The sequence below is a fragment of the Pseudoalteromonas rubra genome (assembly GCF_001482385.1).
Lineage (GTDB): Bacteria > Pseudomonadota > Gammaproteobacteria > Enterobacterales > Alteromonadaceae > Pseudoalteromonas > Pseudoalteromonas ardens.
In genome coordinates, this window is sequence record NZ_CP013611.1 from 4,279,009 (window position 1) to 4,292,591 (window position 13,583).

Consider the following 13,583-nt stretch of genomic DNA (forward strand, 5'->3'; position numbering starts at 1 on the left):
CGCTTGTCATTATTGCTGGTTAGCCAGGCGCTAGGGGCGTAAACGGGCTTTGGCCTGATTGCGATAATGCGCCAGCTCGACGACATTTGAAATGCCAAACAGTTCTGATTTGATGATGTTGGCAAACACATGGAGTGCCCGTTTCCACGCATTGCGTACGGCCAGCGTAAACTGTGCGCCCAAATGGAGTTTGAGGATCTCCAGTAGACTATTGCAGAAGGTAGTGATGTCGTTTACCGAGGGGGCAAGTGCCGCAATCAGGATACTTTGTTGGTGCAAAAAGCGGGTTAACTCCTGCTGCCTGGGTAAGTGCACCAGACATTGTTGCATAAAGTCATGTAACCGATATTCAAGCGACAGCACATGCCGCTCAGACTCGGGCAAAGCCATGGTAACCTGACGCTGCTTTAGTTTATTATACAAGCTAACACAGAAGCAGTGAAAATTGGGCTTCAGAGTCGTAAAAGATTGGTTTAATAGCTGGTACTGATAAGGTGAAATACTCATAATCGCTCCACGTACGATTAGAGCGAATCCATTTGCTCAAGCAATTGTGCAGACCCAACGACTTGGCCCGTCAAGACAGGTCATCAAGCTCTACAGTAACTTGGGTAAAAGTTGTGATGGAGCACGCTGAAAAAGCAAGGGAGCGTGCACCAGCTTTATCAGTATAGGTAGACATTATTCTGTAGCGCAAACTTTATCCTGAATATTGCACTATCAGAGCGACAGAAAAGCTACCAGATGTACACTGTGGAATGACTGGTAGCCTGCTTGGGTTTATTTAATCGGAGCGAGGAGTTTCGGATCGGTGACTAGTTGTCTGACACCGTGGGCGTGATCTTCTTCGAACACATTGTCTTCACACCATTGTGCCAGGCTATTGATATCAACTTTCGCACAAGCTGGTCTGACACTCCAGGTGACCTGAAGCGGTGAACATTGCTTGTCGTTGTAGCTTGGTCCGGTTGTTGAGCCCAGGAATTCAACAGGCTTGCCTGTGGTCTGTGGGATATATTTTGCCTGATGATACCCATTGACTATGTTACCGTCATAGCTTAAATCATTAAAATCTAGCGCCTCTTCATCATTTACGACGAGGAAAACCTGAGTTTCAACGCGCAGGTCCGGGTTAGCACATTCATTACTCAAACAAGAGCCTAAGCCTTTTCCGGGGGTAACGTCACACGAACTGTGTACCCAATGCACTTCTATGGTGTCACCTGGTTTTACGTTTTTACAGACCTTACCTTTTGGTGCCCGTAATTCAGCCTCTGTCAGGCTGCTGGTGGCATTACACTGATAGCCGCCGTACTTGCCATTGCCCGCAAAAACAGAAAAGTCTTTTGCCTTATGCTCTGCGTTTTTATGAAAGTGGATATTACATAAGTTCATTTCGCTGGCAGGCGGTGCGAGTGAAAATACGCGTTTGTTCTCTCCATGCAGCTGATCGATATCACGGGGGGTTTGTGGGCCAAACCCTTCGCAGCTATTCGCGAGGGTGTTAAAGGATAGTAGTGTTAGCGCTGTCATCGAGACGCCTATAAATGCCTTTTTCATGATTGGTTCTCCATCATTTTATATTAACTCGATGGGCCGCCAGTATAGATGTTTAACTTTTAAGAACAAGCTAAATGGTAAAATATTGTGAATGAGTGGTTTTTTATAAGTTAATTTCGATGCTTGTATTCGCTATTCCCGATTCTTTTTATTGTAATGTTAAGTTATTCTCGATCTGATTTGTTGGGGGGGCGGTGTTTATCGAGCCGTGCGTGCATGATGTATTTGCGCCATCACATTAGGCATTTTAGTTAAAGGTCCTATCTAAGGTTGCGTATTAATACAACTCTCTCTATAATACACGCCAGTTGATGCAGCCTTGGCTGCACGTTGACGCGGGATGGAGCAGCCTGGTAGCTCGTCGGGCTCATAACCCGAAGGTCGTCGGTTCAAATCCGGCTCCCGCAACCAAGCTTAAGAAATGTTGTCGTTTCTTACAGTTCGCGCATTCCTTGTAATGCGCGTTTTGCGTTTAAGCATTCGCTTAATTTAGGCTGATACAGCCCGCAACCAAGCTCGGCCACTGGCCACACAGTTTGTTTTTGGTGTGACGCCCCGCTTGGTTCGGGGCGTTGTTGTATCTGGAGCTAAGCAATTCAGCCCAGCCCAGAAGCAAACAGCTGAATCATTAGGGCTTTTAGGCCCTTTTTTTGTTTGTATGGAGGTAATTTGTGACAAAACTCGAGCAAGAATTAACGACTATGTTAGAGCCGGCTGTTGAAGCCTGTGGCTTCGAGTTGCTCGGTCTGGAAGTGATGCAAGCCGGTCGTCATTCGACACTGCGCATTTACATCGATCATGAAAATGGTATCAATGTAGATAATTGTGCGGATGTGAGTCGTCAGGTCAGTGCCATTCTGGATGTCGAGGACCCCATTACAAATGAATATAACCTGGAAGTGTCTTCACCTGGTGTAGACAGACCATTATTCAAACAAGCTCATTACGAGCAGGCAGTGGGCGAAGAAGTACGTTTGCGTACTAAGCTTCCACAAGAAGGTCGCCGTAATTTCAAAGGTGACTTGGTTGCAGTTAATGGCGATATGATCACGCTAACCGTCGATGGCCAGGAGCATCACCTTATGCTCAGCAACATCGAGCGCGCGAACATGATCGCAAAATTTTAAAAGTTAGGTGCGAAGGAAAAAAGGGCAAGCGAGGCAATAACTATGGCAAAAGAAATATTATTGGTTGCAGAAGCTGTTTCCAATGAAAAAGCAGTCCCAAGAGAAAAGATTTTTGAAGCATTAGAGTTCGCACTAGCGACGGCCACCAAAAAGAAACATGATGGTGAGATCGAAGTACGCGTATCTATTGACCGTAAAACGGGTGAGTATGACACTTTCCGTCGTTGGATGGTGGTTAACCCACAAGAAGATGGCTCATTGGAAAATCCGTACGCAGAGATCACTTTTGAAGCAGCACAGGTTGAAGAGCCTGACATTCAGCTGGGTGACTTTGTTGAAGAGCAGATCGAATCAATTCAGTTCGACCGCATCACAACGCAGATGGCTAAACAGGTTATCGTTCAAAAAGTACGTGAAGCTGAGCGTGCACTGATTGTTGATGCCTACAAAGATCAGGAAGGTGAGCTGGTAACAGGTGTGGTTAAGAAAGCATCACGCGATACTGTGGTACTGGATCTGGGTAATAACGCAGAAGCCGTGATTTACCGCGAAGATATGCTACCGCGTGAAAGTTTCCGCCCGGGCGACCGTGTCCGTGGTCTGCTTTACGCTGTTAAACCAGAAGCACGTGGCGCACAGCTCTTTGTAACACGCTCTAAGCCTGAAATGCTTATGGAGCTGTTCCGTATTGAAGTGCCAGAAATCGGCGAAGAGATGATCGAGCTCAAAGGTGCTGCGCGTGATCCGGGATCGCGTGCTAAAATTGCGGTAAAATCAAATGACAAACGTATTGACCCAGTCGGCGCGTGTGTGGGTATGCGCGGTGCGCGTGTTCAAGCTGTATCTACCGAGTTAGGTGGCGAACGTGTTGATATCGTATTGTATGATGACAACCCGGCTCAATTCGTGATCAACGCCATGGCGCCTGCAGAAGTGGCATCTATTGTCATGGATGAAGATACGCGTACGATGGAAATTGCAGTAGAAGCCGACAATCTGGCACAAGCGATTGGTCGTAACGGTCAGAACGTACGTCTTGCCAGCCAGCTGACTGGCTGGGAATTGAATGTGATGACAGTGGAAGACATGGAGCGCAAGAGCGCGGAAGAGTCTGACAAACTGATTAATCTGTTCACCGAAGCATTGGACATCGACGACGATTTCGCAACCTTGTTGATTAACGAAGGATTCTCAACACTTGAAGAAGTGGCCTACGTTCCTGTAGCTGAGTTCCTGGAAATTAATGGTTTGGACGAAGACACAGTTGAAGAGCTGCGTAAGCGTGCAAAAGATGCGTTGACTACCAAAGCGCTACGCGACGAAGAAAGCCTTGAAGGGGCAGAACCAGCTGACGATTTATTAAACCTGGAAGGTCTGGATCGCCACCTGGCGTTCGTAATGGCCAGCAAAGGGGTAATCACGTTGGAAGACCTGGCTGAGCAAGGCATTGACGAATTAGTCGAAATCACTGAATTATCTGAGCAACAGGCGGGTGACTTTATCATGGCCGCACGTAATATTTGCTGGTTTAGTGAGCAATAGTAGTTTATTAACGGGAGGTAACGCATAATATGGCAGAAGTGAGCATAGAGAAACTAGCCGAAAACATTGGTACAACTGTTGATAAATTACTCCAGCAGTTGGCAGATGCAGGGATCACCAAAGCCACTGGCGACCATGTTACTGAAAACGAGAAAGCACAATTGCTTGACCATTTAAGTAAGCAGCATGGTGGTACCGGTTCTGATGGACCGGAGCGTATGACTTTGCAACGCAAGAGCAAGAGCACGTTAAGTGTGACTGGCTCTCATGGCAAAGCAAAATCCGTTCAGGTCGAGGTACGTAAAAAGCGCACTTACGTTAAAAAGAGCGCAATCGAGCAGCAAAAAGAGCAGGAAAGACTCGCTGCAGAGGAAGCTGCGCGCAAAGAAGCAGAGTTGAAGGCTCAGCAAGAAGCTGAGCAAAAGGCCAAAGAAGAAGCCGAGCGTAAGGCACAAGAGGAAGCTGAGCGTAAGGCAAAAGAGGAAGCTGAGCGCAAGGCTAAAGATGAGGCAAAACGTGCAGCGCAAGCTGAACGTCAAGCGAAAGAACAGCAGAGTGAAGAAGTGGATAGCGCCCAACAAGAGAAAGAGAAACTAGAAGCAGAGCGTCTGCGCAAAGAAGCAGAAGCAGCTGCCCTACAGAAAGCAGAAGAAGAAGCCAAGCGTAAAGCTGAAGAAGCAAAGCGTTTAGCCGAAGAGAATGAAGCCCGCTGGAAAGCTGAAGAAGAAGAGCGTGCACGTCGCGAAGCTTCTGCAGATCACCACCTTACGACGTCGACTTATGCGCGTGAAGCAGAAGACGAGTCAGATGCACAGGAAGAAAAAAGTGCGCGTCGTAAGAAGAAGAAAAAGCCAGCTGAAAAAGTGGCTCAGCCAGCGCGCGGTAAGGGTAAAAAAGGCAAGCTAAAAGCGCCTACCTCACTACAGCATGGTTTTAAGAAGCCGGTAAGTGAAGTGAAGCAGGAAGTTCGTATCAGTGAAACAATCACTGTTGCGGAACTGGCATCACGCATGGCGGTGAAAGGCGTTGAAGTCGTTAAGACCATGATGAAGATGGGTGAAATGGTTACTATTAACCAGGTCATCGATCAGGAAACCGCGCAGGTTGTGGCTGAAGAAATGGGTCACAAGGTTGTTCTGGTTAAAGAAAACGAGCTGGAAGAAAAAGTACTGAGCGAGCGTAACGAAAGTGAAGCGCTTGAGCAACGTGCTCCAGTTGTTACGGTTATGGGTCACGTTGACCACGGTAAAACGTCAACGCTGGACTATATTCGTAAAGCGAAGGTTGCAGCAGGCGAGGCCGGTGGTATTACCCAGCACATTGGTGCATACCACGTTGAAACTGAAGGCGGCATGATCACCTTCCTGGATACACCGGGACACGCAGCGTTTACCTCAATGCGTGCACGTGGTGCCAAAGCCACGGATATCGTAGTACTGGTTGTTGCAGCTGACGATGGTGTAATGCCACAGACTAAAGAAGCGGTACAACACGCGAAAGCGGCAGAAGTACCTCTGATCATCGCAGTAAACAAAATGGATAAAGAAGGTATTGACCCGGATCGTGTTAAAAACGAACTGGCTCAGCTGGACGTTATTCCTGAAGAGTGGGGCGGTGACACGCAGTTTGTTCATATCTCTGCGAAAACCGGTCTGGGCATCGATGACCTGCTAGAAGCTATCCTGATGCAGTCTGAATTGCTTGAGCTGAAAGCGGCGCACAAAGGCATGGCATCAGGTGTGGTTATCGAATCTCGCCTTGATAAAGGTCGTGGTCCGGTTGCCACTGTACTGGTTCAGTCTGGTGAACTTAACCAGGGTGATATCGTACTGTGTGGTCTGGAATATGGCCGTGTTCGTGCAATGAAGGACGAAAACGGTAAAGACATTACGACTGCAGGTCCTTCAATTCCGGTTGAAATCCTGGGTATGTCAGGTGTACCAGCTGCGGGTGACGAAGCCACAGTAGTTAAAGACGAGCGTAAAGCACGTGAAGTTGCACTATATCGTCAGGGTAAATTCCGCGATGTGAAACTGGCGCGTCAGCAAAAAGCGAAGCTTGAAAACATGTTTACCAACATGACTGAAGGCGATGTGTCAGAAGTGAACGTGGTACTGAAAGCTGACGTACAGGGTTCAATCGAAGCCATCTCTGACTCTTTGGTTAAACTGTCTACGGACGAAGTGAAAGTGAAGATCGTTGGTAGCGGCGTGGGTGGTATCACTGAAACTGACGCAACCCTGGCTGCAGCTTCTAACGCAATCATTGTTGGCTTTAACGTTCGTGCTGATGCATCTGCTCGTAAAGTGATTGAAGCTGAGAACCTGGATCTGCGTTACTACAGCGTAATCTACGATCTGATCGAAGAAGTGAAGCAGGCTATGTCAGGTATGCTGGCACCTGAGTTCAAGCAAGAGATCATTGGTCTGGCTGAAGTACGTGACGTATTTAAGTCGCCTAAGATTGGTTCGGTTGCGGGTTGTATGGTTACTGAAGGTGTGGTTAAACGTAGCGCACCTATCCGCGTACTGCGTGATAATGTTGTTATTTACGAAGGTGAACTTGAATCACTGCGTCGCTTCAAAGATGACGTGGCAGAAGTTCGTAACGGCATGGAGTGTGGTATCGGCGTTAAGAACTATAATGACGTTAAGGTCGGTGACCAAATCGAGGTATTCGAAACCGTTGAAGTACAGCGTTCGTTGTAAGTCAGTCGGGGTTCAACCTTGAAATGGGGGCGTTAGCCCCCATTTGTGTTTGTGTTTCCTCTAGTGGGCGATTGTATGCATTGCCCGTTTTAATGATTAAATTGAAGTGGTGAAAATGAGAGAATTTTCTCGTACTGATCGTGTTGCACAACAGATCCAGAAAGAAATTGCCGTGATTTTGCAGCGCGAAATTAAAGACCCGCGCTTAGGCATGGTCACTGTATCGGCTGTAGAAGTATCACGCGATCTGTCTTACGCCAAGGTCTTTATCACTGTGCTTGGTGGTGACGATGACAAAACCAAAGAAAACCTGTCGATTCTGAATGAAGCCACAGGCTATATCCGTTCTTTGCTGGGCAAACGGATCCGCGCGCGGATCATGCCTGAACTGCGTTTTGTGCTGGACAACTCCCTGATGGAAGGGATGCGTATCTCTAACCTGGTTGATGAAGTGATCCGCAAAGACAATGAAAAGCGTGGTGACGAAGCGCAGTCAGATACCAAAAGCGACGACGGAGAAGCCTGATGGCGCGTCGTAGTAAAGGCCGCCCGATAGATGGGATAGTGCTGCTTAATAAGCCTCAGGGGATCTCCTCGAATAAAGCGCTGCAACAAGCCAAAGGCATTTACTTTGCGCAAAAAGCCGGCCACACAGGCGCATTGGATCCGTTGGCAACGGGCATGCTGCCAATCTGCTTTGGTGAAGCGACTAAGTTTACCCAGTTTCTGCTAGATACTGACAAAACTTACGTCGTACGTGCCAAGTTAGGCGAGCGTACAACAACTTCAGACTCCGATGGTGAAGTGGTCGAAACACGCCCTGTGCAGATCACCCGAGCGCAACTGGAGCAAGATGTTGCCAGTTTCCTGGGGGAGTCTGATCAGTATCCGTCGATGTATTCCGCGCTAAAGTATCAGGGTCAGCCCTTGTACAAGTATGCCCGTGAGGGCATCGAAGTGCCGCGTAAGTGTCGCAAGATCAACGTTTATTCGATCACTTTGGATGAATATGACGAACATGTGCAAGAGATCCAGATGACGGTGCATGTCTCGAAAGGGACTTACATTCGCACTATAGTGGACGACCTGGGTGAGAAGCTGGGCTGTGGTGCACATGTCATTATGTTACATCGCTCTGAAGTGGGTCATTATCCCAGTGATAAAATGATCACGCTTGAGGAACTGGAAGAAAAACTCCAGCAGGCGAAAGCGGAAGATCTGCCGCCTTCGACATACATTGATGCACTGTTGCTCCCTATGGATACGGCGTTGGTGGATTTACCGGCAGTTGAGATCAGTGCAGAGCAGGGCGTGGCATTTAGTCATGGTCAGACAGTGGTCGTCGGTGAGCTGCCTGAGGGCGTGTTGAAAGTGGTGGCTGATGGTCGTTTTGTCGGGATTGGCGAGCGCAATCAGCACGGGCATCTTAAGGCCAAGCGGGCGTTATCCAGCGCACAATAAAATTTTTTGTCAGCGGGGGTAATTGCTGATACAATGCCGCCCGCTTTGTCGCTTTGGCTGAATTAGTGATCGGCTGAAGCATTACTTAAACAATTGGAGTTTATTATGTCACTAAGCAATCAAGAAAAAGCAGAAATCGTAGCAAAATTCGCACGCGCAGAAGGCGACACTGGTTCTCCTGAAGTTCAGGTTGCACTGTTAACTGCTGATATCAACAAGCTACAAGGTCACTTCGCTAACCACAAGCATGACTTCCACTCACGTCGTGGTCTGCTACGTAAAGTAAGCCAGCGTCGTAACCTGCTTGACTACCTTAAAGGTAAGAGCGTAGAGCGTTACTCTGCACTAATCAAAGAGCTTGGCCTACGTCGCTAAGAACTTGATTATTTGTCGGATTTTTATCCGATAAGAAAAAAGGGGCTAAATCGCCCCTTTTTTTGTGGGTATATACTCAGTATACTTATGCCCGAGCCGCCATTCTGGGGGTTCAGCGCCAAGTCTGCAGCCAATTGTAGTGCTTAAGCGGATCATCTAGCTCTGTTTGGTTTAATCTTTTTTATCAAATGGTTATTAGTCTCTTTAGTCCCCTTAAGACTGTAATTGGTCGTTGTTGGCGCTTGTATGTTATTTTTGTAAGGAAGATATTTGTGCAAGCAATTATTAAAGAATTCCAACTGGGTCAACACACAGTAACCCTAGAAACTGGTGCCATTGCGCGCCAGGCTGATGGTGCCGTTTTGGCCAGCATTGGCGACACCTCTGTACTTGTCACTGTTGTAGGTAAGCGTGAAGCTGCACCTGGTCAGGACTTTTTCCCTCTGACAGTTAACTATCAGGAAAAAATGTATGCGGCAGGCCGTATCCCTGGTGGCTTCTTGAAGCGTGAAGGTCGTCCTTCAGACAATGAAACACTGATCGCGCGTCTGATTGACCGTCCAATCCGTCCTTTATTCCCGGATGGTTTCGTAAACGAAGTACAAGTTATCGCGACAGTGGTATCTTCAAACCCTGAAATTCAACCAGACATGGTTGCTATGATTGGTACTTCTGCAGCGCTAGCGATTTCTGGCGTGCCGTTCAATGGTCCAATCGGCGCCGTACGTGTTGGTTTCACTGATGGTCAGTACGTACTGAACCCGTCAGTGACTGAACTTGAGCAAAGTAAACTTGACCTGGTTGTTGCTGGTACCGAAGGTGCTGTACTGATGGTTGAGTCAGAAGCTGAAATTCTGACTGAAGAAGAAATGCTGGGTGCGGTTGTATATGGTCATGAGCAATCACAAGCTATCATTCAGGCTGTTAACGAGTTCGCTGCAGAAGCGGGCAAGCCGGCTTGGGACTGGGCTGCACCAGAGAAAAATGTTGAGCTGTCTGACAAAATCGCAGCAATCGCTGAGCAAAAAGTAGGTGACGCTTACCGCATCACTGATAAAGTGGCACGTAAAGACGCACTAAGCGAGGCAAAAGCAGAAGTTGTCGAGAAGCTGACCGCTGAGCTGGCTGAAGACGAAGCGCTGGACGAGCAAGAAGTATCTAAGCTGTTTAGTTCACTTGAAAAGAAAATCGTACGTGGCCGCATCATTGCAGGTGAAAAACGTATCGATGGTCGTGAACCAGACATGGTTCGTGCGCTTGACGTGATGACGGGCGTATTACCACGTACACACGGTTCAGCCATCTTCACGCGTGGTGAAACTCAGGCTTTGGTTACTGCTACCTTAGGTACAGAACGCGATTCACAAATGATGGATAACCTGATTGGCACGCAGAAGCATCACTTCATGCTGCACTACAACTTCCCTCCATTCTGTGTGGGTGAGACAGGTTTCATCGGTTCGCCTAAGCGTCGTGAAATTGGTCACGGTAACCTGGCTAAGCGCGGTGTACAAGCGGTTATGCCAACCCTTGAAGAATTCCCGTACTCTGTGCGTGTGGTTTCTGAGATCACTGAATCAAACGGCTCGTCTTCAATGGCGTCTGTATGTGGTACGTCACTGGCTCTGATGGATGCAGGTGTACCAATCAAGTCATCTGTTGCGGGTATCGCGATGGGTCTGGTTAAGGAAGGCGAAGACTTTGTTGTTCTTTCTGACATCCTGGGTGACGAAGACCACCTAGGCGACATGGACTTTAAAGTTGCGGGTAACAGCGCGGGTGTAACTGCACTTCAGATGGATATCAAGATTGAAGGTATCACAAAAGAAATCATGCAGATCGCACTGCGTCAGGCAAAAGCAGCACGTCTGCATATCCTGAGCGTGATGGATCAGGCAATCGCTAGCCCATCTCAGGACCTGTCTGAGTTCGCACCTCGTATCTACACCATGAACATTCCACCGAAGAAGATTGCTGACGTAATCGGTAAAGGTGGCGCGGTGATCCGTCAGCTCACTGAAGAAACGGATACAACCATCGAAATCGAAGACGATGGTACCATTAAGATTGCTGCAACTAACGGTAACAGTGCTAAAGAAGCGATTGCTCGCATCGAAGCGCTTACGGCTGAGTTGGAAGTAGGTACTATCTACACCGGTAAAGTAAACCGTATCGTAGACTTTGGTGCATTCGTAAACGTACTGCCTGGTAAAGATGGCCTGGTACACATTTCACAGATCAGCAAAGAGCGCGTAAACAACGTAGCTGATCACCTGTCTGTTGGCCAGGAAGTGAAAGTAAAAGTACTTGAAGTAGACCGTCAGGGTCGTGTGCGTCTGAGCATTAAAGAAGCACTAGAGTCAGATGCAGCACCTGCTGCTGAGTAATATCTGACAAAGAAACAATGAGTTTCGATGAAAGGGGCTGAATGGCCCCTTTTTTTATGCTTTAATATTTGCTCGACAGTAGTAGCGACAAGCGGATCAGAAATTCGCAACATGCCCAAAAAGGGGAAATAGATTGAGACTGTTATTATTACCTTTGCTATGTCTGAGCTTACTCGGGTGTCAGTCAACTCAGCAGGCGGTGGATATGCCCAACGTGACGGTGCCTTTTGCCGTGCCACTGGCTGCTAATTTTCGTAATGAAATTGCCATCGCCAGGTACAGTGAGCTGTTGCAAAATAAAACACTGGATAATGAGCAACAAGCGCAGTTGTTTTATAACCGTGGCATGCTGTATGACAGTCTGGGATTATCCACGCTGGCACGTATCGACTTTAATCGTGCAGTTAAGTTGAAGCCAGACTTGGCAGAAGTATACAATTTTTTGGGCATACACCACACATTGCGCCAAGAGTATGGAACCGCTTACGAGATGTTTGATGCGGTGCTCGAGCTGAACACGGATCATGAGTACGCTTATTTAAATCGGGGTATCGCGCTGTATTACGGTGAACGCCCGGCATTGGCTGTCAGCGACTTTGAAACCTTCTTAGCACGCTCGCCTCAGGACCCATACCGGCTGATGTGGCTTTATCTTGCAGAATCTAAAGTTGACCCGGTTGCGGCAAAAGCAGCCCTGAAACAGCACAGCCAGGCTTTGAATAATGATGAATGGGCAACGCAATTGGTCCAGCTTTATTTGAATGAGTTGTCTCAGCAGGCCTTTCTCGCGCAAGTGGGAGATGGCGTCAAATCGCAACAGGAATTTGCAGAGCGTCTGTGTGAGGCCTATTTTTATTTGGCTAAGCGTTATCAGGCTGAGGGAAAAACAGGAAAAGCCATTGAATATTTCAAACTGGCCCTTGCTACCAATGTTTACGAATTTGTAGAACATAAATACGCTCGTCTTGAATTGCAACTTATCGCCGATGAAATGAACCGGGCGGATGTAGGCTGATAGTATGTCTGCCTTGATGCTTCGCTATGTGGTGGTACTGGTCTGTAGCACACTCATAGCGGGCAGCGCCTTTAACCCCTGGCATTTTAACTCTCCCAGCGCGCGTCAGACACAGCTTTCTTTGCTTAAGCGCAGTCCACAGAGCTTTTTCCTTGATGTCCGACGAGCAGGTCTGCTGTTACCTGAGCTGTCTGACGACACGGTAATGACGCTACGTAAGCTGGATGAGCCCTCGGCGGCTTTTGAATGGGCTATCCGACTGGTTGAACAGGGTGACTTGGATACGGCGCTCCTGCTTGCCAGTGCGCATTGGGAGGCCACCTCCGCGCAAGCACGTTTGCGTTTATTGGAGTCACTAACAGCGGCGCAAGCGGTGTCTGAGGTTAACGAGTTAGCATCCCAATTCGCGTTGCCGCAACCTTATTTTACGCTGTCACGGGTTATGCAGGGCGCTTCTGCCAGCATGCTGGCATCAGATGATTTGCAGCAATTGACTATCAGAACGGTGAATGAGCTTCACTGGGATGATGCAAAGTGCATACGTCGGGTGGCCATGCTGAGTGATTCCTGGCTGGGCCTTAAAAAGCTGCAACAGTTGAAAGCGCAATACCTTGAGGCTCCCTTACCCCACTCGGGTAGCTATTGTTTTGCAGATCCTGTGTATATGGGGTCTGATTTACAGTGTAATCTCAAGGCGAAAAAGTTTGCTTCTTGTGACCTTGCTGTATTGCCCGGCAGCGCATACTGGTCCGCTGCCGATCATCTTGTACTGATGACAAAACATGGCGATGCGAATGTCAGCCGTGGCGTAATGACATTGAACCTAAACAGCGATTATGCCGTGTTTATTCATGAACTGATGCACTTCAGTGGTTTTGAGGATGAATATGCAATTGGTGAGGCAAAAGCACAATGGTTATGTGCAACCCCGGGGTATAAAGCACCTAACTTATATGTTGGTACTACACCGCCTAAGGGGTGGTACCCCAGTCAAAGCTGTGATGCTGGGCTGTTATCTGCCTTTAAACCCCAGCAGGCTATGTCTAACATGCAATATCAGAGTCTGGCCTTGTCCACACGATACAAGGAACTCTGGTTATTGGCATTTCAGCAACAGCGTGATAAACCCACAGACTTTCAGCGATTTATTCAGGTTAAATTAGCTGCCAAGGGTTAAAAGCCCAGTTTATTTATGAATTTAATCTGAATTGTTTGTAAATGTTGGCTAAAATGGCAGCGTATAGAGCGCGAAAGTCTAGACAACTCAAATACTAATCAAGTATAACTGGTAAGCGTTATGTGTGATAAAAACGTGCGCAAAATAAATCAGATAGTCTATGCATAACACTAGCTACACACTGCGCGCTGTTCCGTTTATTTACGGTTATTGAAGATAAAAGGTTTTCTT

11 protein-coding genes and 1 tRNA gene are annotated in these 13,583 nt (G+C 47.8%); 10 read left to right on the forward strand and 2 right to left on the reverse strand.

All coding sequences use genetic code 11. From position 1 onward, the window contains the following. Positions 1-30: 30 nt before the first annotated feature. Both AT705_RS18330 and AT705_RS18335 read right to left on the reverse strand, forming a co-directional pair. On the reverse strand, positions 31-507 hold the full coding sequence (locus AT705_RS18330) for a hypothetical protein (RefSeq protein ID WP_058797696.1): 477 nt from the start codon (positions 505-507) through the stop codon (positions 31-33). 273 nt (positions 508-780) lie between these two features. Then, the gene (locus AT705_RS18335) at positions 781-1,560 is read right to left on the reverse strand and encodes a delta-class carbonic anhydrase (protein WP_058797697.1); all 780 of its coding nucleotides are present in this window, start codon (positions 1,558-1,560) and stop codon (positions 781-783) included. Between the two features lie 334 nt (positions 1,561-1,894). On the opposite strand from AT705_RS18335, the gene AT705_RS18340 reads away from it, so the two are divergent. The 10 genes from AT705_RS18340 (at position 1,895) to AT705_RS18385 (ending at position 13,352) form a co-directional block, all read left to right on the forward strand. Continuing rightward, positions 1,895-1,971, forward strand: a tRNA-Met gene (locus AT705_RS18340). Between the two features lie 260 nt (positions 1,972-2,231). Further along, positions 2,232-2,687, forward strand: a complete 456-nt coding sequence (gene rimP, locus AT705_RS18345; protein WP_010385057.1) for a ribosome maturation factor RimP — start codon at positions 2,232-2,234, stop codon at positions 2,685-2,687. 42 nt (positions 2,688-2,729) lie between these two features. Beyond that, entirely contained in the window at positions 2,730-4,229 is a 1,500-nt protein-coding gene (gene nusA, locus AT705_RS18350; protein ID WP_010385056.1) for a transcription termination factor NusA, read from the forward strand. Between the two features lie 29 nt (positions 4,230-4,258). Next, on the forward strand, positions 4,259-6,937 hold the full coding sequence (gene infB / locus AT705_RS18355; RefSeq protein ID WP_049865303.1) for a translation initiation factor IF-2: 2,679 nt from the start codon (positions 4,259-4,261) through the stop codon (positions 6,935-6,937). 115 nt (positions 6,938-7,052) lie between these two features. After that, complete coding sequence (rbfA, locus tag AT705_RS18360) at positions 7,053-7,463, forward strand: 30S ribosome-binding factor RbfA (RefSeq protein ID WP_054015307.1); 411 nt, start codon at positions 7,053-7,055, stop codon at positions 7,461-7,463. Further along, positions 7,463-8,398, forward strand: a complete 936-nt coding sequence (gene truB, locus AT705_RS18365) for a tRNA pseudouridine(55) synthase TruB (RefSeq protein WP_058797698.1) — start codon at positions 7,463-7,465, stop codon at positions 8,396-8,398. The genes rbfA and truB overlap by 1 nt, the downstream gene beginning before the upstream one ends. 105 nt (positions 8,399-8,503) lie before the next feature. Next, positions 8,504-8,773, forward strand: a complete 270-nt coding sequence (rpsO, locus tag AT705_RS18370) for a 30S ribosomal protein S15 (RefSeq protein WP_010385052.1) — start codon at positions 8,504-8,506, stop codon at positions 8,771-8,773. A 272-nt stretch (positions 8,774-9,045) separates the two neighbouring features. Next, entirely contained in the window at positions 9,046-11,160 is a 2,115-nt protein-coding gene (gene pnp / locus AT705_RS18375) for a polyribonucleotide nucleotidyltransferase (RefSeq protein WP_010385051.1), read from the forward strand. 133 nt (positions 11,161-11,293) lie between these two features. Further along, positions 11,294-12,175 carry a lipoprotein NlpI gene (gene nlpI, locus AT705_RS18380; protein ID WP_058797699.1) on the forward strand — a complete coding sequence of 294 codons (882 nt, stop codon included), beginning with the start codon at positions 11,294-11,296 and terminating at the stop codon, positions 12,173-12,175. Between the two features lie 4 nt (positions 12,176-12,179). Further along, positions 12,180-13,352, forward strand: coding sequence for a hypothetical protein (locus AT705_RS18385; protein ID WP_058797700.1), 1,173 nt, complete (start codon positions 12,180-12,182; stop codon positions 13,350-13,352). Positions 13,353-13,583: the final 231 nt, after the last annotated feature.